The organism is Curvibacter sp. CHRR-16 (assembly GCF_018474005.1).
GTDB lineage: Bacteria > Pseudomonadota > Gammaproteobacteria > Burkholderiales > Burkholderiaceae_C > Allorhodoferax.
The window spans coordinates 557,079-577,599 of sequence record NZ_JAHCSH010000001.1 but is presented as its reverse complement, the minus strand read 5'-3'; the positions used below and the strand labels follow the sequence as shown (position 1 = coordinate 577,599).

The 20,521-nt window shown below is 61.3% G+C and carries 21 protein-coding genes and 1 riboswitch; of the genes, 2 read left to right on the top strand and 19 right to left on the bottom strand.

Going from position 1 to position 20,521, the window contains the following annotated elements; genetic code table 11:
- Positions 1 to 26 precede the first annotated feature (26 nt).
- From KIK84_RS02715 to KIK84_RS02645, 15 genes are read right to left on the bottom strand one after another with little or no spacing between them, the layout of a single operon-like run.
- A complete protein-coding gene (locus KIK84_RS02715) occupies positions 27 to 1,571 on the bottom strand; it encodes a cobyric acid synthase (RefSeq protein WP_250207689.1) in 1,545 nt (514 codons plus the stop codon).
- Positions 1,568 to 2,365: an alpha/beta fold hydrolase gene (locus KIK84_RS02710; protein ID WP_250207688.1), complete on the bottom strand. Its 798-nt coding sequence runs from the start codon at positions 2,363 to 2,365 to the stop codon at positions 1,568 to 1,570. The genes KIK84_RS02715 and KIK84_RS02710 overlap by 4 nt, the downstream gene beginning before the upstream one ends.
- A gap of 53 nt (positions 2,366 to 2,418) precedes the next feature.
- The gene (locus KIK84_RS02705; protein ID WP_214121425.1) at positions 2,419 to 3,075 is read right to left on the bottom strand and encodes a DUF3226 domain-containing protein; all 657 of its coding nucleotides are present in this window, start codon (positions 3,073 to 3,075) and stop codon (positions 2,419 to 2,421) included.
- Positions 3,062 to 4,096 carry an AAA family ATPase gene (locus tag KIK84_RS02700; RefSeq protein WP_214121424.1) on the bottom strand — a complete coding sequence of 345 codons (1,035 nt, stop codon included), beginning with the start codon at positions 4,094 to 4,096 and terminating at the stop codon, positions 3,062 to 3,064. Before KIK84_RS02700 ends, KIK84_RS02705 begins: the two co-directional genes overlap by 14 nt.
- A gap of 46 nt (positions 4,097 to 4,142) precedes the next feature.
- Positions 4,143 to 4,559, bottom strand: coding sequence for a type II toxin-antitoxin system VapC family toxin (locus KIK84_RS02695; RefSeq protein WP_214121423.1), 417 nt, complete (start codon positions 4,557 to 4,559; stop codon positions 4,143 to 4,145).
- Positions 4,556 to 4,792, bottom strand: a complete 237-nt coding sequence (locus KIK84_RS02690; RefSeq protein ID WP_214121422.1) for an AbrB/MazE/SpoVT family DNA-binding domain-containing protein — start codon at positions 4,790 to 4,792, stop codon at positions 4,556 to 4,558. The genes KIK84_RS02695 and KIK84_RS02690 overlap by 4 nt, the downstream gene beginning before the upstream one ends.
- A gap of 18 nt (positions 4,793 to 4,810) precedes the next feature.
- Complete coding sequence (locus KIK84_RS02685; RefSeq protein WP_214121421.1) at positions 4,811 to 5,989, bottom strand: aminotransferase class I/II-fold pyridoxal phosphate-dependent enzyme; 1,179 nt, start codon at positions 5,987 to 5,989, stop codon at positions 4,811 to 4,813.
- 20 nt (positions 5,990 to 6,009) lie between these two features.
- Positions 6,010 to 7,020 (bottom strand): adenosylcobinamide-phosphate synthase CbiB, encoded by a 1,011-nt coding sequence (gene cbiB / locus KIK84_RS02680; protein ID WP_250207687.1) that lies wholly within the window; start codon positions 7,018 to 7,020, stop codon positions 6,010 to 6,012.
- Complete coding sequence (gene cobO / locus KIK84_RS02675) at positions 7,017 to 7,586, bottom strand: cob(I)yrinic acid a,c-diamide adenosyltransferase (RefSeq protein WP_214121420.1); 570 nt, start codon at positions 7,584 to 7,586, stop codon at positions 7,017 to 7,019. The genes cbiB and cobO overlap by 4 nt, the downstream gene beginning before the upstream one ends.
- Positions 7,576 to 8,427 carry an ABC transporter ATP-binding protein gene (locus KIK84_RS02670; protein WP_214121419.1) on the bottom strand — a complete coding sequence of 284 codons (852 nt, stop codon included), beginning with the start codon at positions 8,425 to 8,427 and terminating at the stop codon, positions 7,576 to 7,578. The genes cobO and KIK84_RS02670 overlap by 11 nt, the downstream gene beginning before the upstream one ends.
- Positions 8,424 to 9,527, bottom strand: a complete 1,104-nt coding sequence (locus tag KIK84_RS02665; RefSeq protein ID WP_502757531.1) for an iron chelate uptake ABC transporter family permease subunit — start codon at positions 9,525 to 9,527, stop codon at positions 8,424 to 8,426. The genes KIK84_RS02670 and KIK84_RS02665 overlap by 4 nt, the downstream gene beginning before the upstream one ends.
- Positions 9,524 to 10,432, bottom strand: coding sequence for an ABC transporter substrate-binding protein (locus KIK84_RS02660; protein WP_214121418.1), 909 nt, complete (start codon positions 10,430 to 10,432; stop codon positions 9,524 to 9,526). Before KIK84_RS02660 ends, KIK84_RS02665 begins: the two co-directional genes overlap by 4 nt.
- Entirely contained in the window at positions 10,429 to 11,073 is a 645-nt protein-coding gene (locus KIK84_RS02655; RefSeq protein ID WP_214121417.1) for a bifunctional adenosylcobinamide kinase/adenosylcobinamide-phosphate guanylyltransferase, read from the bottom strand. Before KIK84_RS02655 ends, KIK84_RS02660 begins: the two co-directional genes overlap by 4 nt.
- Positions 11,070 to 12,470, bottom strand: a complete 1,401-nt coding sequence (locus tag KIK84_RS02650; protein ID WP_214121416.1) for a cobyrinic acid a,c-diamide synthase CobB — start codon at positions 12,468 to 12,470, stop codon at positions 11,070 to 11,072. Before KIK84_RS02650 ends, KIK84_RS02655 begins: the two co-directional genes overlap by 4 nt.
- Before the next feature lie 14 nt (positions 12,471 to 12,484).
- Positions 12,485 to 14,293, bottom strand: coding sequence for a TonB-dependent receptor domain-containing protein (locus KIK84_RS02645; protein WP_214121415.1), 1,809 nt, complete (start codon positions 14,291 to 14,293; stop codon positions 12,485 to 12,487).
- Positions 14,294 to 14,360: 67 nt separating this feature from the next.
- A riboswitch (cobalamin riboswitch) is annotated at positions 14,361 to 14,594 on the bottom strand.
- A 27-nt stretch (positions 14,595 to 14,621) separates the two neighbouring features.
- Here KIK84_RS02645 and KIK84_RS02640 point away from each other — a divergent pair.
- On the top strand, positions 14,622 to 14,843 hold the full coding sequence (locus KIK84_RS02640; RefSeq protein ID WP_214121414.1) for a DUF904 domain-containing protein: 222 nt from the start codon (positions 14,622 to 14,624) through the stop codon (positions 14,841 to 14,843).
- Complete coding sequence (locus KIK84_RS02635; protein ID WP_214121413.1) at positions 14,840 to 15,193, top strand: cell division protein ZapA; 354 nt, start codon at positions 14,840 to 14,842, stop codon at positions 15,191 to 15,193. The genes KIK84_RS02640 and KIK84_RS02635 overlap by 4 nt, the downstream gene beginning before the upstream one ends.
- A gap of 239 nt (positions 15,194 to 15,432) precedes the next feature.
- Here KIK84_RS02635 and KIK84_RS02630 read toward each other — a convergent pair whose 3' ends face one another.
- The 4 genes from KIK84_RS02630 to KIK84_RS02615 all read right to left on the bottom strand — a co-directional run bounded on the left by KIK84_RS02630 (position 15,433) and on the right by KIK84_RS02615 (position 20,470).
- Positions 15,433 to 16,740 carry a cyclic di-GMP phosphodiesterase gene (locus tag KIK84_RS02630; RefSeq protein WP_214121412.1) on the bottom strand — a complete coding sequence of 436 codons (1,308 nt, stop codon included), beginning with the start codon at positions 16,738 to 16,740 and terminating at the stop codon, positions 15,433 to 15,435.
- A gap of 105 nt (positions 16,741 to 16,845) precedes the next feature.
- Positions 16,846 to 17,583, bottom strand: a complete 738-nt coding sequence (gene phbB / locus KIK84_RS02625; RefSeq protein ID WP_214121411.1) for an acetoacetyl-CoA reductase — start codon at positions 17,581 to 17,583, stop codon at positions 16,846 to 16,848.
- Positions 17,584 to 17,635: 52 nt separating this feature from the next.
- Positions 17,636 to 18,817, bottom strand: a complete 1,182-nt coding sequence (locus tag KIK84_RS02620; protein WP_214121410.1) for an acetyl-CoA C-acetyltransferase — start codon at positions 18,815 to 18,817, stop codon at positions 17,636 to 17,638.
- Between the two features lie 63 nt (positions 18,818 to 18,880).
- Complete coding sequence (locus KIK84_RS02615; protein ID WP_214121409.1) at positions 18,881 to 20,470, bottom strand: PHA/PHB synthase family protein; 1,590 nt, start codon at positions 20,468 to 20,470, stop codon at positions 18,881 to 18,883.
- Positions 20,471 to 20,521 lie beyond the last annotated feature (51 nt).

Sequence of the window (20,521 nt, the reverse complement as noted above, 5' to 3'; positions counted from 1 at the left end):
CAATCCATTCCAAACCAGTGCAGCCCTCAGGCCAGCAAATCCTGCAGCACGCCCGGGGCAAAGTGCTGCTCCACGTAATCGGCCATGGCGTCAAACACAGCATCCAAGGCAGGCGGCAAACCCTCTAACCCAAACAAGGCTTGCTGCACCGCACGGTCTTCAAACAGCCCATGCACGTACACCCCCAGCACATTGCCACGCTGGTTGCGCCAGCCCAAGTCGTGGGGCAGCACCGGCACGGCCAACTCGCCCTTAGCGGCCAGACCTGCATGCTGGGCCGTTTGCCCGTGGTGAATCTCGTAGCCCGTGACGGATACGCCCGCCAAGGCAGACCATGGGCTGGTGCAGGGTACTGCCACCGCCTCGCTGAACACCACCGTCGTGCGCTGCACCGTCTTGTCGGGCGCAAACACCGTCACCAGCGGCAGCAGACCCAGGCCAGGGGCGTTGCCCAGATAGGCGTGTTCGATGCCGTGCGGGTCCACCAACGCCTCGCCCAGCATTTGCAGGCCGCCACACACCCCCAGCACCGCCCCGCCCTGCTCCGCATGCTGGTGCACCACGGCATCGAGCCCTTGGCTGCGCAGCCAAGCCAAATCGCTGCTGGTGTGTTTGCTGCCGGGCAAGATGAGCCAGTCCTGCGGCTGCAGCGCGGGCATGTCGGCGCGGCTGCGCACCCAGTGCAGGCGTACGCCGGGCATGGTTTTGAGCGGTTGAAACTCGTCCAAATTGCTCATGCGCGGATAAGCCAAGATGGCCACGCAGCGGCTGCCGCCGTGTGCCCCAACACCTTTGGCTCCGGCACCTTGCGTGGGGGTGGCGTCGTACACGCCGTCCTCTTCGGGCAAACCGTGGCCGCGCCACAGGGGCAACGTGGCCACCGTGGGCACGCCGGTTTTGTCTTGCAGCATTTGCGGCGCAGGGGCCAGCAGGCTGGCGTCGCCACGGAATTTGTTGAGCACAAAGCCTTTGATCTGCGCTTGGCTGGCCGCAGGCAGCAGCGCCCACGTGCCGTACAGGTGGGCAAAGGCCCCGCCCCGGTCAATGTCCGTGACCAGCAGGCACGCCGCTTGGGCGTGCGCGGCGATGCGCAGGTTCACGATGTCGTTGGCCATCAGGTTGATCTCGGCGGGCGAGCCTGCGCCCTCGATCACCACCACGTCGTTTTCAAAGCGCAGCGCATCCAGCGCCGCGCTGATGGCAGGCCACACATGCTGGCTGCGCGCACGCCACGGCATGGCCGTCAGCGCCGCGTCCACCCGCCCCAGCAGCACCACTTGGCTGTGCGTATCGCGCTCGGGCTTGAGCAACAGCGGGTTCATGCGCACATCGGGCTCGGCCCGCGCCGCCAGCGCCTGAAAGTACTGCGCGCTGCCAATCTCGCCTTCACCTGTTGTACTGCCAACCACCCTTGCGTTGTTGCTCATGTTCTGCGCCTTGAATGGCGCCACCTTCAGCCCTTGCCGGGCGTAGTAGCGGCACAAGGCGGTGGCCAGCCAGCTTTTGCCAGCGCCACTGGAAGTGCCCAGCACCATCACGCAACGGGCTTTTTTGGAGGGGGCTTGGGTCATGGCAGCGCTTTCACCCAATCGAGCACCGCCGCCGCTGCCACATCGGGCGCATTCATGTGACCGGCATCGACCACCACGTAGCGGCTGCTCGGGTGCATGGGGGCTTTGTAAAAGTCGTAGCCATTGGGGCCTTCGTACAACGGGTCTTGCGCGCCGATGACCCACAGCAGCGGCACCGGCTTATCGGCATGCGCCAGCAAGTCCACACTGCGCGGCATATTGCCCCACCCCTGCGGATCGAAATAGCTCAGCAACACATCAGCGCGCAGCGACAGGGCTTGTGTGCGGCCTGAGTTGATGTCGGTGATCTCCAGCGTCTGCTCGCCCTGCCCGGCCTCCACCAGTGCACGCGCTTTGTCCACCGCAGGGCGGGTTTTGTCAGCGGCGCGGTACCAGCGCTCGGGAATGTGCCCCGGCGACATGGCCAGCACGCCCTGCACCCCCCCCACTTGGGCTGCGTAAGCCAGCGCCGCATTTGCCCCCAAACTCTGCCCACCCAGCAGCACGCGGGCATAGCCCTTGGCGCGCAACTGCGCCAGCAGTGGCGTGATCTCTTGCAGCGCAGCGGCATACGGTTTGTCGTACATGCGCCGACGGCTCCACGCCATCTCCGGCTGCAGCACCTCGCACACCCCCGACAACTGCCGCGCAACCCCGTTGAGCAGCTTGGGATCCCCCCACTTGCCATGCAAGAGCACGATGCCGCACTGCAGGGGTTCGGTGGCTTGGACGGGGATGGTGGCTAATGCGCCCAAAGCTGCGAGGATGAAAGATAGGAAACGGAGTGGGGGCATACTTTGCAATCCTGATTCATAAGCAAAACCAGACTAAGGCTGCCAGAGATAAATCAGGCGCTATGCGGTTTTTCTGAAGCGAGGGACAGTAAGTGCTGCAAAAACTCTTTTACGGGATTGAATGCAGCATGGTCATAGTCAAACAACGGCTCGTCCTCGTTGTCTTCCTGTGCCTTAAAAACGTTGTTGTATGCACGCCCCAAACGGGCACCTAGCCAAGCCTGCACAGCAATTTTGTCTTTTTGCGCTTGCGTTCTGTCTGCCAAATTGGCGGCAGCACAATCACGAAAAGCTTGCGCGCACTGTGCCACTGGGTCGCCTTTCAATGCCTCTAAAACCAAGGTTTCAAAAGCACCCGGCTGGATGGCATCGGGTAATTGCAAAAGCTCGCATGGCTTATTGATCTGCGGCACCACGTCCTTAAACAAGTCTTGCCACTTTTGCTTGGTGGCAGCCGCGTCCTCTTCACTGTCCGCGACGACACCTACCACTTGCAGCTTGTCTTTGCTACGTTTTTTTAAAGCTCGAAATTTTTCTGAAAACTGTGAGTTCCCGTCCACATTTTCAAAACCAAAGCATGAGGACTGAGCACCAAACCAATGCTTGCAAAGCCTTTGCAGCAAATCTTCCTCATCTTTGCCCTCCACCAGCACCAAGATAGGCGTGGTAATCGCCCGCGTTGGCCCAGGCACAGCATTAGCGGATTTCATAACCTGCCTCCATGACTGTGACCAACTGCTCGTCATTGATGACGATGGCTTTTACGTTGTCCGCATCGCGCTCTAGGCGAATCAGTTGGAAGTCTTCCAACTTACCCGCAGCAGCGAAGGTGTTGTACGCAGCCCGGATGCACTCCCAACTGTGGGTGGTCATTAGGGTTTGCACATCGTTATTGGCTGCAATGTCTTGAATGCCTTGGAACAAAGTCGGCAGCGATGAGTAATGAATACCGTTTTCCACCTCATCAATCAACGCCAGCTTGGATTCCGTCACCAGCAAAGAGCAATACAAATGAACAAGGCGAGAAAAACCGTGGCCCAGCAAGGGCAGCGGCAAAGCCTCATCTTCACCAACCAGCTCTACATAAATGCGCTGCTCCCCATCGGGCGACAGCGAATGCATGTCTTCAAGACGCGGCTCAATGCGTTTGAGCATGTCGAGCAATAGGCGCTTCTTGCGGATCATGACCACGCGGTCGAACAACCGCACCGCCTCGACTTGTTGTGGCAAATGAATGGAGACAGCCAATGGATTTAGAAAAACCATCTTCAGCAATGCATCAGTAGGAAGATGCCAAGGTGTTCCATTTCCCCTTTTGGAAAGCGCTACCTGGGCAACTGAGTCAGTGATATCCGCACCACTAATCACTCTGCTAGCACGAACATCACCGCTTCCAAAGGCATCAAGAGAAAAAAAACCATCTTCGCTATCCCGTTGGTAGTTCACCCTAACAGCCAACGAATACCCAGTGTCATTAGCGAGTACCAACTTACTCTTTTTCTTTTCCCAGACTGCCTTGGCATAACGCCGACTATCGTTCCCCTCGGACATGCGAAAGACAGTGGCTATGTTCTGGAATGCACCCACATCACTCGCCCCCAAATACACCGCCTCCAGCAGCGACGTTTTCCCCACGTTCTGCCCCCCCAAAATCAGGTTGACTTTGCGTATGGGTTCAATGCGGGTGTCTTTAAAACCCTTGAAGCCTTCAATATGGATAGAACTCAACATGGTGTGGTCTTTCTGTGTAGCGTCCTTACAGGGTCAATCAAGCGGCTCATGCACTCACCACTTTGACCGCAGGTTTCCAGCCTTTGGCACTGGCTTTGCGGGCGAATTTTTTGTCATCAAACGTCGCCATGCTGCTGCAATGGCGGCTCGATGCATGGTGTAGCGCATCGGCAAAGTCAAAGCCATCCTCCAATGCATTGCACGCCATCTCCACCGCCAAACGGTCTTCCACTTCGACATTGGGCATGGCCAGCAAATGGCGCAGAACCACCAGCACTTCGGGCGGCTCGCTTTTGTAATAGCCGCGCAGCACCCACTCCAGCTCCAGCACCACCGTTTTGCTGACAAACAGGCGTTTGCCGCTTTCCAGCAGTTTCTTGGCCTGCAAACTTTGCTTTTGCGATGGCGCGTCACTGCTAGTCACGTAGTAGCGTGCCAGCACATTAGTATCGAGTGCGATCATGGTGCGTCCACCACCATGCTGGCTGCATCCCAGTCGGGCGGAACACCTTTGCGACGGCTCTTGATCAGGCCAAACCCACTGTCTTGCGTCTGCCTAGCTGCAGGCGCTGGGCGCAATGCGATGTGATCGCCCTCTATCTCGAAGGTCACCGCCATGCCTTGCTTGAGCCCAAAGTGCTGGCGCAGGCTCTGCGGGATCGTCACTTGTCCTTTACTGGTCAGCGTAGTTTGCATCATCGCTCCTTGCCTGTATTACCCGGTAATACTATCACTCAATACTGTCATCAGCCGCACCAACTCCCCCACCGCCTGCGGCTCCCGCACTGCCATCCGCACCCAGCCGGGCAGGCCTAGCGAGGTCGCGTCGCGCAGCTTGATGCCGTGCTGGCGCAGCGTGGTACACCATTGCGCGCACAACTTGGCACACACCTCCCCGGTGTGTTCGCCATGGCCTTGCCCCACAGGCGGTTGGGCGCAGAAAAACGGCACGTCACTGGGCAGCACCTGCCAGCCGTGGGCTTGCAGGGTGTCGATTTGCTGCTGTTTCCACGCCCGCAGCGTGGGCAGGGTCTGTTGCAGCCACGCTTGCACGCTGGGTTGCACCCACGCATGCAGCATGGCCGCGCCATGGGCACCCAGCACCCACGACGGGGCCATGGCCTGCACGGTAGTTAGCAGTGGGGCAGCATGACCAGACGCAAGAGAGGTCGAGAGCGCTGGAGCATGTGCGGACACCGGTGCCGGCGCAATCGCATACGCGCCGCGCACGCCCGTCAGGCCCAGCGCTTTGTTGGGGGAAAAAAGCTGCCACACCAGTTCGCGCTGCTGGGCGTTCAGACTGGGCTGGCCGCTCAGGCGCAGCGGTTCGTAGGCGCAGTCCAGCACGGTGGTGGCGTGTGCAGCATCGAGAGCGGGCCACGGGCTGTGCGCTTGGCCCAGTGGGCTGGAGGGCTCGCACACCCAACACAGCGTGTGCGACCCTGGGTACTTGGCGTGGGCCTGATCGTGCGACGTGTGCGGGGGCATGTCCTGCCCCATGTCGTGAGGATGGCTGCTGCAGGGCAAGCCCCAAGCTTGCGCGGCAGCGGCGTAGTCGCCAAAGGCTTGGGCGGGGTGCCACACCCGCGCTGGATGCGCGCCACTGCCCCACTCGCCGCCCCACACGCCCGACAAACGCGCCACTGCCGCCGTGATGCGGAAGATGAACTCACTGCCGCTGGCGGCCAGCACCACGCGCTGCACATCCACCCCGTGCCACGCAGCCAGTGCTGCTCGTAAGGCGGTGTACTGGGGGTCGGGGTAGTGGGTAGCATCTGCGCCCTGCACAGCGGCCAGCGCCTCGGGACACGGCCCGCAGGCGTTGGCATTGGTCGAAAAATCCCAGCGCGGCACGCCCAGCGCATCGGGCCCGCCGTGGATACGCGGTGGCATAGCAGCAGTCACCACCGCTGTCACAGCGCCACCACCGATGCAAACAGCACCATGACCAGCACGGCCATGGCCACGCCCCAGCGGCCCACGCGCCCCACCAGCGCAATGGCCTGCGCCGTGTGCACCGCCTGCGCGCCCTGCCCCTCGGGGTTCAGCACATAGCGCTGTGGCTTGGACAAGCGCACCCCCAGCGCCAGCGCCATGGCCGCCATGGGCCAGCCGCTGTTGGGCGACGGGGTTTGGCGCGCTTGGGCGGCCAACTGCGCCCAGCCAAAGGGCTGCCCGCCATCAGGGGCAGAAAACCGTGCCACGACCCACAGCAGCAGCGCCGTCCAGCGGGCGGGCAGCCAGGCCAGCACATCGTCGGTGCGGGCGGCCCATTTGCCAGCCCACGCCCAGTTGCGGCCATGGCGTTCGCCGGGGTAGCCCCACATGGCATCGGCCGTATTGGCGTAGCGCCACAGTGCAGCGCCCGTCAGCCCCAGCAGCACAAACCACCACACAGCGGCCAGCACCGAGTCGTTGAAGTTCTCCGCCAACGACTCGATGGCGCTCTCGCGCACCTCGGTCGCGCTCAAATGCGCCGTGTCGCGGCTGACCAAACTGCGCAAGCGGCTGCGTGCAGCAGGCAAATCACCATGGGCCGAGCTCGACAGGTGCGACTCCACCGCCTGCACCTCGCCCACCAGCATGCGCCAGGCCAGCAGCGGCTTGAGGCACACGCCCATGATGGCCGCGCCCAGCACAAAGCCCCACACGCCTTGGGCCGCCAGCCACAGGCAGAGCCCCTGCAGCAGCAGACTTGCTATCAAAACCATAGCTGCACCAGCGCACCACATAAGGCTTCCAAGCCAAAAAGCCTTGAAATTTTGCCCCTCTGCACAGCGCCCATGCAGCCAGTGGCCTGCGCGCTGCAGGTAGTGGCCCATCCACACCACCGGGTGCCAACGCACCGGCGGCTCGCCCAGCCAGCGGTCCCAAGCGAGGGCTAAGAGCAGCGCAACCGCGCCCAAAGGCAGGATGAGGCTCAATCCTCAATCCCCCGCTGGGCCGGAATGCCCGCTTGGAAGGCGTGCTTGACCATGCCCATCTCGGTCACGGTGTCGGCCAGGTCGATGATTTCTTGCGGGCAGCGGCGGCCCGTCAGCACCACGGTCACTTCTTTGGGGCGGTTTTTCAGGGTCTCCAGCACATCGTCCAGCGGCATCCAGCCGTAGATGAGCGGGTAGGTGATCTCGTCCAGCGTCACCATGAACCACTCGCCGCTCAGGATGGCGGCCTTGGCCTTTTGCCAGCCATCGCGCGCCAGTTGGGCCGAGTGCTCCAGGTCTTGGCTCTTCCAGCTAAAACCATCGCCCAAGCCCTCCACGGGCACGCCCAGTTGTTCGAACACGCGGTGCTCGCCAAAGCGGGCACTGGGCACTTTCATGAACTGGTAAATCATGACCTTTTTGCCACGACCGTGGGCGCGCAGCGCCAGGCCAAAGGCGGCGGTGCTTTTGCCCTTGCCATCGCCCGTGTTGACGATGATGAGGCCGCGGCGTTCGCCCTCGGCTTTGTCATAGGGTTTCTCGGTGGGAGGGGTTTCAATGTTCATGCGACTCTCCTGAAAATGCGCTAAGGCGTGGCTCGGGCATGGTCGGCAAAGCGACCCAATGACCGTCCACGCGGTGAATGGTGATGCGCTGCGCAAAGGCTTCGCGCAGGGCGCTGTGGGTGGCCGCATCGTCGGCGCGGCCTTGGTGCTGCAAGCGGCCTGCGCGCAGTATGGCCACATGGTCGGCCTGCAGCGCCAAATGCAGTTCGTGCAGCACGCTCACCACGGTCACGCCTTGGTGGTTGAGGTGGCGCACCAGTTGCAGCCAGTCGGCCTGGTGCGGGGCGTCCAAATGGCTCAGCGGTTCGTCCAGCAGCAGCACCGGGGCTTGCACGGCCAAGGCGCGGGCCAGCAGCACGCGCTGGCGCTCACCACCCGACAGCGCACCCAGCACGCGGTTGTCCCAGCCAGTGCAGCCGGTTTGCGCCAGTGCCTGCGCCACCGCAGCCTCGTCGGCCTGCGTGGGGGCAGACAACCAACCTTGGTGCGGCCAGCGACCCAGCATCACCGCGTCCCACACGCGCAGGTCGGGGCTAGGGGAATTGGCCGAAGTTTGGCCCTGCCCCAGCCACGCCATGCGGCAGGCGCGCTGGCGGGCGGGCATGTGCGCGGTGTCTTGCTCGCCCAGCAGCACTTGGCCTTGGTAGGGGTGGCTGTGCGCCAAGCACTGCAAGAGCGTGCTTTTGCCCGCGCCATTGGGGCCGACGATACAAGTCCACCGACCTGCGGGCACGTGCAAATCAATGCCCTGCAGCACGGTACACGGGCCATGGGCAGCAGATAGCTGCTGGGTGCGCAGACCTATCGGGGTGGGGGTGGGGGTGGACTGCTGCGCGCTCATGCCTGCCCTGCCCCGCTGTGCCAACCGGCCCCCACACCACGGCGGTGCAGCAGCCACAGCAAATAGCCACCACCCAGCACGGCGGTGACCACGCCCAGCGGTAGCTCCCGCGGAGCCAGCAGGCTGCGCGCGCCCAAGTCAGCGGCCAGCAGCAGCAAACCGCCCACCAAGCTAGAGAGCAAAAGCAGCCCCCGGTGGGTACCACGCCAGCGCAGCCGCACCAAATGCGGCGCTACCAAGCCGACAAAAGCCACCAACCCCGTTTGCGCCACGGCCAGCGCCGTGCAGGCCGCCATGATGGCCACCAACGCCCAGCGCAAGCGCGCCAGCGGCAAGCCCAGGCTGTGGGCTGTGGCTTCGCCCAAACCCAATGCATCCAGCCCCCGCGCCAGCAGCAGCGCGGCCAGCAAGGCCAGCACCCAGCCCACGAGCAAGAGCTGCACCGAAGTCCAGCCTAGGAAGGCACTGCTGCCCAGCAAAAACGCCTGCATGGCCTGCAGCGAATCGGGCGTGGCCAGCAGCACCACCTGCGTGCTGGCCCCCAGCACCACGCCCACCACCACACCGCACAGCAGCAGGCGCAGTGTTTGACCAGCCCCGCCGGCCAGTGCCAGCGTGAGCAGTGCGGCCCCGGCAGCGCCGACAAACGCCGCCCCCGACAAGCCCAGCCGCAGCCACAGGCTGCTGGAAAACACGCTCACTGCCAGCGGGCTGCCCATCATGGCCACGCTGTTGCCTTGCCCCAGCATGCCCATGCCACTGCCCAAGGCGGCCAGCGCCAAGGCCACGGCCAGTGCCGCACCCGATGCGCTGCCCAGCAAATACGGATCGGCCAGCGGATTGCGAAACAAGCCCTGCGCCACCGCCCCCGACAGCGCCAGCAAGGCTCCCGCCGCCCACGCCCCTAAGCTGCGCGGCAGGCGAATCTCGGTCACGATGCGCCACTGCAAATCGTCGCTAGGCCACGCACTCCAGCCCGTGCTGCCCAAGCACACGCCCAAGAGCGTCAGCCCCACGGCTGCAGCCAGCAACAGTGCCGCCCACAGCCACACACCGTGCGCGGGATGCCCTGTGCCATGTGCCGCGGTCTGCTGGTTCACGGTGCGCGTCCTTTCTTGGCCGTTTGCTTTACCTGCGCAGCCAAGCAGTTGGCCATGATGCGCGCCGCCTCGGCCATGCGCGGGCCGGGGCGCACCAGCACGTTGGCATCGCTTTCAGCAAAAGCACACACGTGCCCTGTGCGCAAGGCTTTGAGCTGGCTCCAGCCGGGGCGGCTGGCAAGGCCGTCCACGCTGCGCTGGCCGATCAAAATCACGTCCGGCTCGGCGCGCACCACGTACTCGGGGTTGAGGCGCGGAAACGCCCCCAAACTGGCGGGCACGATGTTGCGCACGCCCAGCCGCGCCAGCGTTTGGCCAATGAAAGACGCCTCGCCCGCCGCGTACGGGCCTTCGTTGACCTCGAAATACACGCGCAACTGGCGCACCGCAGGCGGCAGCGACTGGGCAGCGGCGGACACGCCCGCGTCGATAGCACGCCAAATGTGCTGGGCATCGTGCACCTGCAGCAAATCGCCCAGGCGCAGCACGATGCGCTGCACGTCCTCATGCGTTTTGGGCTCAAAAGCCAGCACCTTCAGGCCCAGCGCTTGCAGGCGTTCGCCCGCGCGGGAGGATTTGGCCACCAGCACCACGTCGGGCTGCAAGGCCATGATGGCTTCGATATTCGGGTCCAACCCGCCACCCAGTTGGGGCAGGCGCGTGACGCTGGCCGGGTAGTTGGAATAGCGGTCCACCCCCACCAAGCGGGCGCACGCACCCAGTTCGCACACGGTTTCGGTGAGCGATGGCAGCAGGCTGACGATGCGCTGCGGGGCGGCGGCAAAAGTCTGCTGCACGCCGCGGTCGTCTTGCACCGTGTAGGCGTGGGCGGGTAGCCACGCACTGCAGGCACTAGCAGCCAGCGCGAGCCAAGCCCAAGCACGCAAGATCGGCCAGCGTCTCATGCGGCGCTTCCTTTGAGCGTCAGGGGCAGCCCCGCTGCCATGAGGGTGACGCGCTCGCACGCAGCCGCCACCTGCTGGTTCAGGCTGCCCAGCGCATCGACAAAGGCGCGCACTTCGCGCCCCAGCGGGATCACGCCCAGCCCTATTTCATTGCCCACCAGCACCACAGGGCCGGGAGCGGTTTGAATGCTTGCTATCAATTTAATAGCTACTCCAGATTGCTCCATATGCTCTGCAGCCGTTTTTTCCTCCCAACCGGGCAGCAGGGTTTGCAAGCGCGGCACCAAGTAGGGTGCGGGCATGAGCCAGTTGGTCAGCCACAGCGTGAGGCAGTCCACCACCAACAGGGTGTGCGGCTGGCTGTACTGGGCGATCACGTCGGCCAGTTGCAGCGGCTCCTCCAGCGTCAGCAAGCCGGGCACACGCTCGGCACGGTCGCGCTGGTGGCGCAGGATGCGCTGGTGCATGCCATCGTCATCGCGCTGGTCTGTCGGCTGGGTAGGCTGGTAGGTGGCGGTGGCAATCAGGCTGGCGCGATGGGCCGGATTGGCAGCCAGCCAGTCGCGCGCCAGCAGTTCGGCGCGGCGCGATTTGCCGCTTTTTTGCCCGCCCAGAATGAGTTCGCTGCGGCTTGGGGTCATGCTGCCTCCATGGCCTCTGCGCCCAACAAAGCTGCCGTGGCCGCGGGGGAGGACGCAAACCACGCGTGGAAGTAGCTGGCGCGCACGCTGCCCTGCTGCCACAGCGCTTCGGTACGGGCCGCGCTGGTGGCGTTGGTGCCGGGGCGCGTGGTGTAGGTGGTGGGTGGTAGCGGCGTTTCGGTGCGCGAGTAGTGGAAGGTGTGGCCGCGCAGGGTGTGGACCGCTCCATCGCCCCCACCTTCCCCGCTGCCCACACTCCACTGCAACTGCTGCGGCCCCAGGCCCGCCAAGCGCTGCTGCATGACCACCTGCCCGGGCAGCAAGCCCCATAGCGGCTGGGTGCTGCCATCGGTTTGCTGCACGGATTCAAACAGCAGCATCATGCCGCCGCACTCGGCCCATACGGGCTTGTGGGCGGCGATGTGGACGGCCATGTCGTCGCGCAAGCTGGTGTTGGCGGCCAGTTGGGCGGCGTGCAATTCGGGGTAGCCGCCGGGCAACCACACGGCATCGCAGGCAGGCAAATGGGCGTCGTGCAGGGGCGAAAAAAACACCACCTCGGCCCCCAGTTGCGCCAGGGTGTCGAGGTTGGCTTGGTAAATAAAGCACAGTGCGCTGTCGCGCGCCACGGCGATGCGCTGGCCGCGCAGGAGGGGCGCTGCGGCAAGCTCTGTAGCAGGCATTGCAGACGTTACAGGCAGCGCCAAGTCCACCGCCCAGCGCTGCCAGTCCTGCAGGCTCATGCGGCCCAGCTCGGTCTGGGCCAAGGCGTCGGCAGCGGCATCCAGGCGCTGCAGGGCATCGGGCAATTCGGTGGCCACGGTCAGGCCCAGGTGGCGTTCGGGCAAGGCAAAAGCCGCATCGCGGGGCAAGGCACCCAGCCACTGCGCCGGGTCACGCAGGCTGGTGCGCAGCATGTCGGCATGGCCTGCACTGGCAGCGCGGTTGGCCAGCACACCGGCCCACGGCATGCCGCTGCGGTAGTGCTGCAGGCCAAAGGCCAGCGCGCCAAAGGTGCCAGCCATGCTGCCCGCATCCACCACGGCCAGCACGGGCAAGCCCAGCATCACGGCCAAATCGGCCGCGCTGGGGGTGCCATCGAACAAGCCCATAACGCCTTCGACCAGCACCACGTCGGCCTCCTGTGCAGCCTGGGCCAAGCGCTGGCGGCAATCCTGCTCGCCCGTCATCCACAGGTCGAGCTGGTACACCGGTGCACCACTGGCCAGTTGGTGCCAGTAAGGGTCCAGAAAGTCCGGCCCGCACTTGAACACGCGCACGCGGTGGCCACGCCGCGTCAGCAAGCGCGCCAGCGCCGCCGTGAGGGTGGTCTTGCCCTGCCCGGAGGCGGGGGCGGCGATCAAAACAGCGGGCGTGCGGTGGGCAGACGATTGCATGGTGTTTCTGGGGATCAGGGCAAATAGCGCAGTGTGAGGTATAGGCTGCGGCCGGGCTGGTTATAGCCCAAGGCAGTTTGGTAGAACTTGTCGCCCACGTTGTTCAAACGGCCTTCGAGAGACCAATCTTTGCGCACGCGGTAGCTGGCAAACAAGTCCACCACGCCGTAGCCGCCCAAGGTTTTGGTGTTGGCCGCATCGTCATAGCTTTCATTGGCCGCTAGCACGCTGGCCCCCATGCGCCACAAACCCAGTTTGCGCGACACATTGGCCGTGAGTTGGCTGGTGGGGCGGCGGGCCAAATACAAGCCGTTCTGTTCGTTGCGGGCATCCACAAAGTCCACCGCTGCGTGCCATGCCCAGTCATCGCTTTCGCCATCCAAAGCCACCGTATTGCCTTCCATGCGGGCGGCAGGGGTGTTGATAGAGACAAACGATGCATTGCTGCCAATGTAGTCGCTAATGCGGTTGTAGTAGTAAGTCCACGTCAAGCTGCTGCGGCCCCAGTCATAAGTAAGCGCTGCTTCTTGGTTGGTGCCTTTTTCGGGCACCAGAGCGGCATTACCAAAACCGGGGAAGTAGAGTTGGTTGAAGGTCGGTGCCTTGAACGATGTGCCATAGGACACATGGCTGCGCCATTCACTGTTAAAGCGATAGCCATAGCCCGCCACTTGCGTGTTGGCCGTGCCGAACTGGGAGTTGCGGTCTTGCCGCGCATTGACCTGCCAGCTATGGGCCTGTGCACTGCCGTGCAAGCCGACAAAAGCCGAGGCAATGGTGCGATCTGTCACCGCATAGTTGGTCGTGCTATCAACCATCTCGCGACTGGTTTCAGCCCCTGCCTCGGCTACCCCCCAGGCGGTTTGCACGTGATTGAGCCACTGCAACTGCTCTTTGGCGGTGTTGAAGTAGGTAGTGGAGCTGTTGATGGTGGTGGACTTGTCGCTGCTAGAAGCCAGTTGGACTTCGGTTTTCCAGCGCTCGGTGACCTGCACATCCACGCCGATCTGCTGGACACGGGTATCGAAGTCAATTCGGTCATCGTCGCTGGTGGCGCGATTGTCGTATTCGGTGCTGCCACGGCTTTGCAGCACGCTGGCCTTGAGTTGCACATGGCGGCTCAAGCGGTAGCCTAGGCTGGCATTGAGGCTGTTTTGGTCAAAACCATCGTCATCAGGGTTGTAGCTGCTGCCTACGCGGCGGTTGGTGGCAGAAAAACCTGTTTCCGTTTGGGTTTGGGCACCTAGGGCATAGCTCCACGTCTCGTCCCCCCCGCGCAAGCCTGCCGCCCATTCGCTGTGACCGTAAGAGCCCACCGTGACGCTGCCGTAAGGCGTGAAGCCCTTCTCTGCCTTGCGGGTGAAAATGTGCACCACACCGCCCACAGCATCGCTGCCGTACAGGGCCGATGCCGGGCCTTTGAGCACTTCGATGTGATCCACCATCTCCAGTGGGATGGTGTCCCAATTGGGTTGACCTGTCGTAGCAGAGCCATATCGCACACCATCGATGAGCAGCAGCACGTGGCGTGAATCCGTGCCACGGATGTACATATTGCTGCTTTTGCCCAAACCACCATTGCTGCTCATCATGATGCCCGCTTGGCGGCTCAGTACTTCAGTCAGGGTGCGTCCCCCACTGGCCTCAATGTCCTCGCGGCTGATGAGGGTGTTGTCGCTGGTGAGCTCCTCCAGCGCCGTGGCGTCGCGCGTAGCAGTGACGACCATGGTTTTAAGTTGCGGGTTTTCTTGTGCGGTCGCGCTGACGCAGACCCATCCGACGAGGCCCAGCACGCTCCAACGCGTGTAATGTCGCAATAGCATGTTGTTTGTGTAATCACTGTTCCCGCTGCTGGCCTCCCCGCCAGAACTGGGTACATGGCGGTGGCAAGCCACCGCCGCTGTGTTGGCCGGTATCCGGGCTGGTGGCACTGTCGTGTTCGCCTTCCCAGTGCACCAAAGCACCAGTGGCTGCTGAACATGACTGCAATCGTTGCCGATGCTGTCCACTTACCGTTGCGGGGGCAGCGCAGGTTAAGCCGTGCCTGTGGGCGTGGCTCCCCTGCTTCCCGTTGAACTGCAAAAACAGAGCATTTTTGCGAGCACCAACCGCGCAATTCTAGCGCCCCCCTCCCCTACAATTGGCCGTTCTATGTCCAAGCCATCCCTTTTTGAGCAGTTCGCTGAGCGGGTCGATCGTTTGTTGCTGCGCCATGCCGAGCTGCAGCGCACCAACGCCCTGTTGCAAGAACAATTGGCCAGCATGACAGCCGAGCGCGATGCGCTGCGCACGCGTTTGCAAGCAGCGCGCTCGCGCGTTGAGGCTTTGCTGGAACGCATTCCCGAAGCATCCGCCCCCGAGAACACACCATGAAACAAGTCGAAGCCCAAATCATGGGGCAAAGTTATTTGCTCGGCTGCCCCGAAGGCGAAGAGGTTCAGCTACGCCAAGCCGTGCAGCGCGTCGATGAAGCCATGTGCAAAATCCGCGATGCAGGAAAAATCCGCGCCCGCGAACGCATCGCCGTACTAGCGGCGCTCAACTTGGCGTTCGAGAACCAGCAAAAACCTGCCGCCAGCGACACAAACACCCCCACCGCAGAGGCAAACGCCAGCGAGCACGCCCAAACACTGGCCCAACCTACGGCCAGCGAGGCGACCGTTTTGACGCAATTGATTGCACGCATGGATCAAGCATTAGGTGTTGATGGACAACTTTTGTAAGCCCAACAGGCCTACAATAGAGCCTGTCTGCGATCTGCCGGGCTTTATATTTCCTTGAACCAATGCTCATTGAGCTCGGGCTTGGAACATTGCCTAGCTAGCGTGATCGTCTCGCGTCAGATGAACCCAATGCTGGTGCTGACCTTGCCCACCTGAACCCCCGGTTCAGGATGCGGCCCGGCAGTTCTCGCAGACACCTTTCCCCACCCCATTAGTCCGTACTGAGCAGTATTGCTGCTTCAAGCTACGGCAGCAGTGCGGGTGTGCGATTCGAAGAAATACGAGGTTTTGGCTTGCGGCGCCAAATAAGCTTGCGCATGGGCTGGTAATGCTGCAGGCTTGACGCTGCGACGAATGCCCAAGTGGGGCATGACTTCCAAATCCACAATCAAAGCCTCTTCAGCAGGCGTGTGGGGATCGTGTACCACCACGCGTGGCTTGAGTGGACGGCTTGAATTGACCGCATGCACCAAGGCAAAACGATCATCGATCAACTGCACCACCGATCCTGGTGGATAAACACCCATCATGCGAATGAATGAGCTCAGAACCATGGGGTCAAAACGGTGCTTGAACTGCGCAAAGATAGTGGACAAGGCTTCATGGGGGGTCAAGCCCTGAACGCCAGATTTTCCGGGATTGCACAAGCGGTCATAGCGATTGACCAGCGCCAGAATACGCCCTTGCAAAGTCAACTCGCCCTGCTGTAAATGGCGGGGGAATCCACTTCCGTCGATCATTTCATGGTGTTGCGCTATGCCTTGCGCAACAGCCTCTCCCAACCCCATGCGCTCAGCCATGGACACACCCAACTCCACATGGCTTTGGTAAGCGCGGTATTCAGCGGAAGAAAAACCATCATCAAAATTGTGCAGACGATCAGCTATTTGGGCTTTGCCGATGTCGTGCAAAAACGCCGCCATCCCCAAACTCACCAATGCCGCACCTTTAAGCCCCAAAGAGCGCCCCAGCAGCATGGCCAACACCGTCACATTGACCGGGTGCATGGCCGCTCGCTCAGACGGCATCTCGCGCAGCAGGCGGATGGAGAAATCCCCTGTTTGGTTCAACTCTTCGGTTAGTGTGTCTATCGTTTGGCGGCAAATACCACTTGCCACATCTGGAGCGTGCAAAACCGAAGCAAAAACCTGTGTATAGGCTTTGGCCGTTTCATCAAAACGCTGCTGGCAATATTGGAGGCTTGTGTTTTGCGCTACAAGCGCACGCAGTTTTTCATCAATGGCAGGGGGGCTTGCGATACCCCCCTCTTGGGAAGGCTTCTCTTCGGTGACTACGGGGCTATTGCCTGCCACCACTGGTGACAGGCTGTCCAGCATCGACTGCCAAGCTTGTGCATCGCTGAGTGAGCGAAGACAGCGCACATGCTCTTGCTTCAAACCGATGATGGTATCGATTTGCTTTTGGCTAGCAATGCGGAAGCGGCTGGACAAAAAGGGGTGCGCAAGCCACCCCAAGTCCAACTCGATATAAATCCCCGGGCGCAGCTTACGCGCTTGTACCCAAAGAATTTCCTCAGTGCCAGTCATTCCTTTTGCCTATCACTTACTTAGTCAACGATCAAACATTGCTATCCAACGAAGTCACAGAGTTTAACAGGCCTGAGGATGCCACTTATTTTTTGCTTAAATTCTTTAGCCCATGTGTAGGCCACCGTTAACGGAAAAGTCCGCGCCAGTGGCATAACCACCTTCATCCGAGGCCAGCCATGCAATGATGGATGCGATCTCGTGAGGCTCACCCAAACGTTTAACGGGAACGGTAGAAACAATTTTTTCCAATACATCAGGACGAATGGCTTTGACCATATCGGTGCCGATATAACCGGGACTGACCGTATTGACCGTCACCCCTTTGGTGGCCAGCTCTTGCGCCAGCGCCATGGAAAAACCATGCATACCAGCTTTGGCGGCGGAATAGTTGGTTTGGCCCGCTTGCCCTTTTTCACCGTTGACACTGGAAATGTTGATGATGCGCCCCCAGCCTTTTTCTACCATGTCTGGCACCACTTGCTTGGTGACGTTGAACATGGAATCCAAATTGGTGCTCATCACCGCATCCCAATCTTCGCGTGTCATTTTCAAGAACATGCGATCGCGGGTGATACCGGCGTTGTTGACCAGCACATCAATGCTGCCGTACTCGGCCTTGGCTTTGGAAAAAGCTGCCACGGTGGAGTCCCACTCGGCCACATTGCCTACGGATGCGTAGAACACATAGCCCAAGGCCTTTTGCTCGTCCAACCACTTTTGGTAGTCGCGTGTTGGACCACAACCGGCAATGACTTTGAAGCCATCTTTGTACAAACGCTGGCAAATAGCCGTCCCAATGCCGCCCATACCACCGGTGACGTACGCTACTTTCTGACTCATTGTGAAGTCTCCTTTTCAATCAAACTGGATCTGTGAAACAGCCCAACAGGGCTTATACGCGCTCTACTGCCAAAGCAACACCCATGCCTCCCCCTATGCACAAAGCGGCCAAGCCTTTGCGGGCATTGCGGCGCTGCAATTCGTGCAACAAGGTCACCAAGATGCGGCAACCAGAGGCGCCAATCGGGTGGCCAATGGCGATAGCGCCGCCATTGACGTTGACTTTGCTGGCATCCACGCCCAGCAACTGGTTCACCGCACAGGCTTGGGCGGCAAAGGCTTCGTTGAGTTCAAACAAATCGACATCGCCCACCGACCAGCCGGCTTTGGCCAAGGCTTTTTGGCTTGCCGATACAGGCCCCAAGCCCATTAGGGCAGGATCCAAACCAGTCGTCGCATAACTGGCAATGCGGGCCAAAGGCTTCAAGCCCAGCTCGGCGGCTTTGGCTGCTGACATGACCATCACGGCAGCAGCACCATCGTTGATACCCGACGCATTGCCAGCCGTGACGGAGCCCGCTTTATCAAAAGCGGGGCGCAGACCAGTCAACGCTTCGGCATTGGTCTTGCGGTTGAGGTATTCGTCCGCGGCAAACACCACGGGGTCACCTTTTTTCTGGGGAATGACCACGGGCACAATTTCGTCGGAGAACTTGCCGGCATCTTGGGCCGCAGCGGCTTTTTGCTGGCTGGCCAGGGCCAATGCATCTTGGGCTTCACGGCTTACGTTGTGGGCTTTGGCCACGTTTTCAGCCGTAATGCCCATGTGGTATTGGTTGTAGACGTCCCACAAGCCATCAATGATCATGCTGTCTTGCATCTTCCAGTCGCCCATGCGTTGACCATCACGGCTGCCCAGCAAGATGTGGGGGGAAGCGCTCATGTTTTCTTGCCCCCCGGCAATCACGATATCGCTGTCCCCACACGCCACCGCCTGCGCAGCCAGCATGACGGACTTGAGACCAGAACCACAGACGGCGTTGATGGTCAGTGCAGGCGTCTCGACTGGCAAACCACTCTTGATCGCGGTTTGGCGTGCTGGGTTTTGCCCTGCCCCTGCAGCCAGCACTTGGCCCATGATGACCTCGCCCACCAGAGTGGCACTAACGCCTGTGCGCTCCAGCAGAGCCTTGACCACTGTTGCCCCCAATTCGGGCGCGCTGACTTTGGCCAAAGAGCCACCAAACTTGCCCACGGCGGTACGGGCTGCGGCCACGATCACGATGTCTTGCATGCTTATTTCTCCAGTTGCTGCGGTGTTGTATTGATTACTTTTCGATTGCTCTGAACACAGTCTTTAGCTGCGTGTTTTGACGTAACTACCCGGTGCAGTTTCCAGCACCTTGTAGCGCGTACCCTTACCCGGCTTGCGCGGTGCAGGCACCGCTTTGCCCCCCTGTGCATGCAACCAGTGGGCCCAGTCAGGCCACCAGCTGCCCGCGTGCTCTTGCGCACCTTGCAGCCATTGTTCATAGCTGGCGGGCAATTTGCCATCCGTACGAACCCAGTAGCTGCGTTTGTTTTTGGAGGCCGGGTTAATCACCCCGGCTATGTGTCCGGAAGCCCCCTGCACAAAGCGCTTGCGGCCCGGCAGCACGCGTGTAGAAGCGTAAGCACCACCAATGGGCACGATGTGATCCTCGCGCGAGCCATAGAGGTACACAGGCACCTTGACCAAACGCAGATCCAGCGCCTCCCCGCACACTGTCAGGTGCCCGGGCTTGATGAGGTTGTTCTCCAAGTAGGTATGGCGCAAATACCAAGCGTAAAAAGGGCCGGGCAGATTGGTGCTATCGGAGTTCCAGTACAGCAAATCAAACGGAGGCGGCGTTTCGCCCTTGAGGTAGTTGCCCACCACGTAGTTCCACACCAACTCATTGGGGCGCAAGAAACTGAAGGTACTGGCCAAGTCTTGGCCCTTCAGCAAGCCGCCCTGCCCCATCTCGTTTTCGCGGAAGCGCACCATGGTTTCGTCAATGAAGACATCCAGCACGCCCGTATTGGTGAAATCCAAAAAGGTGGTGAGCAGCGTCAAACTGGCCACGGGATGCTGATCGCGCGCCGCCAGCACGGCCAGCGCCGTGGTCAGCATGGTGCCGCCCACGCAAAAGCCCAAGGTATTGATTTGCTCGGCACCACTGATGTCTTGTACTGCCGCAATCGCCCGAATAACCGCCTGCTCAATGTAGTCATCCCACGTGGCATGGGCCAAGGATGCATCGGGATTGCGCCAACTGAGCATAAAGGTGCGGTGTCCCTGCTCCAAGGCATAACGCACCAGCGAGTTGGCGGGCTGCAAGTCCAAGATGTAGTACTTGTTGATGCACGGCGGCACCATGAGCAAAGGCCGCTCATGCACGGTGGGCGTGAGGGGCTGGTACTCAACGAGTTGGAAGTAATCGTTTTGAAATACCACCGAGCCTTCCGTGGTGGCCACATTGCGCCCCACTTCAAATTGGCTCTCATCGGTCATGGAAACATGGCCCTGCTGCACATCGTGCAGCAAATTTTGCAAGCCTTGGGTCAGGCTCTGACCTTGGGTTTGCAAGGCTTTTTGCATGGCTTCCGCGTTGAATGGCAAAAAGTTACTGGGCGAGGCAGCTGCCGCCCATTGCTCGGCCGCAAAACGCATGCGGTTTTTGGTTTTGTCGTCCACCTGCATGGCGTCCACCATGGACTGCAGGGTTTTGGCATTGAGCTGGTACAGGCTCACTGCCCAGCGGGCCAGCGGGTTTTCATCCCATGCGGGGGCGGCAAAGCGCTTGTCGCCCCAACTGCTGGCTGGCAAAGGGTGGCGCAACAGCTCCATGGCTTGGGCCATGTATTGCTGCTGCAAAGCTTGCCATTGCTCTGGTGCAATGACAGGTGGTACGGTGCTTTCGGTCATGCGGTCTCCCCTGGCATGGTGGTTCTGCTTGGGTTTTTATTGCTTTGCATT

What these genes read in the sequence shown, in the direction of transcription:
- KIK84_RS02715 (WP_250207689.1), bottom strand. Translation starts at nt 1,571, where the DNA reads ATGACCCAAGCCCCCTCCAAAAAAGCCCGTTGCGTGATGGTGCTGGGC.
- KIK84_RS02710 (WP_250207688.1), bottom strand. Translation starts at nt 2,365, where the DNA reads ATGCCCCCACTCCGTTTCCTATCTTTCATCCTCGCAGCTTTGGGCGCA.
- KIK84_RS02705 (WP_214121425.1), bottom strand. Translation starts at nt 3,075, where the DNA reads ATGAAATCCGCTAATGCTGTGCCTGGGCCAACGCGGGCGATTACCACG.
- KIK84_RS02700 (WP_214121424.1), bottom strand. Translation starts at nt 4,096, where the DNA reads ATGTTGAGTTCTATCCATATTGAAGGCTTCAAGGGTTTTAAAGACACC.
- KIK84_RS02695 (WP_214121423.1), bottom strand. Translation starts at nt 4,559, where the DNA reads ATGATCGCACTCGATACTAATGTGCTGGCACGCTACTACGTGACTAGC.
- KIK84_RS02690 (WP_214121422.1), bottom strand. Translation starts at nt 4,792, where the DNA reads ATGCAAACTACGCTGACCAGTAAAGGACAAGTGACGATCCCGCAGAGC.
- KIK84_RS02685 (WP_214121421.1), bottom strand. Translation starts at nt 5,989, where the DNA reads ATGCCACCGCGTATCCACGGCGGGCCCGATGCGCTGGGCGTGCCGCGC.
- cobO (WP_214121420.1), bottom strand. Translation starts at nt 7,586, where the DNA reads ATGAACATTGAAACCCCTCCCACCGAGAAACCCTATGACAAAGCCGAG.
- KIK84_RS02670 (WP_214121419.1), bottom strand. Translation starts at nt 8,427, where the DNA reads ATGAGCGCGCAGCAGTCCACCCCCACCCCCACCCCGATAGGTCTGCGC.
- KIK84_RS02660 (WP_214121418.1), bottom strand. Translation starts at nt 10,432, where the DNA reads ATGAGACGCTGGCCGATCTTGCGTGCTTGGGCTTGGCTCGCGCTGGCT.
- KIK84_RS02655 (WP_214121417.1), bottom strand. Translation starts at nt 11,073, where the DNA reads ATGACCCCAAGCCGCAGCGAACTCATTCTGGGCGGGCAAAAAAGCGGC.
- KIK84_RS02650 (WP_214121416.1), bottom strand. Translation starts at nt 12,470, where the DNA reads ATGCAATCGTCTGCCCACCGCACGCCCGCTGTTTTGATCGCCGCCCCC.
- KIK84_RS02645 (WP_214121415.1), bottom strand. Translation starts at nt 14,293, where the DNA reads ATGCTATTGCGACATTACACGCGTTGGAGCGTGCTGGGCCTCGTCGGA.
- KIK84_RS02640 (WP_214121414.1), top strand. Translation starts at nt 14,622, where the DNA reads ATGTCCAAGCCATCCCTTTTTGAGCAGTTCGCTGAGCGGGTCGATCGT.
- KIK84_RS02635 (WP_214121413.1), top strand. Translation starts at nt 14,840, where the DNA reads ATGAAACAAGTCGAAGCCCAAATCATGGGGCAAAGTTATTTGCTCGGC.
- KIK84_RS02630 (WP_214121412.1), bottom strand. Translation starts at nt 16,740, where the DNA reads ATGACTGGCACTGAGGAAATTCTTTGGGTACAAGCGCGTAAGCTGCGC.
- phbB (WP_214121411.1), bottom strand. Translation starts at nt 17,583, where the DNA reads ATGAGTCAGAAAGTAGCGTACGTCACCGGTGGTATGGGCGGCATTGGG.
- KIK84_RS02620 (WP_214121410.1), bottom strand. Translation starts at nt 18,817, where the DNA reads ATGCAAGACATCGTGATCGTGGCCGCAGCCCGTACCGCCGTGGGCAAG.
- KIK84_RS02615 (WP_214121409.1), bottom strand. Translation starts at nt 20,470, where the DNA reads ATGACCGAAAGCACCGTACCACCTGTCATTGCACCAGAGCAATGGCAA.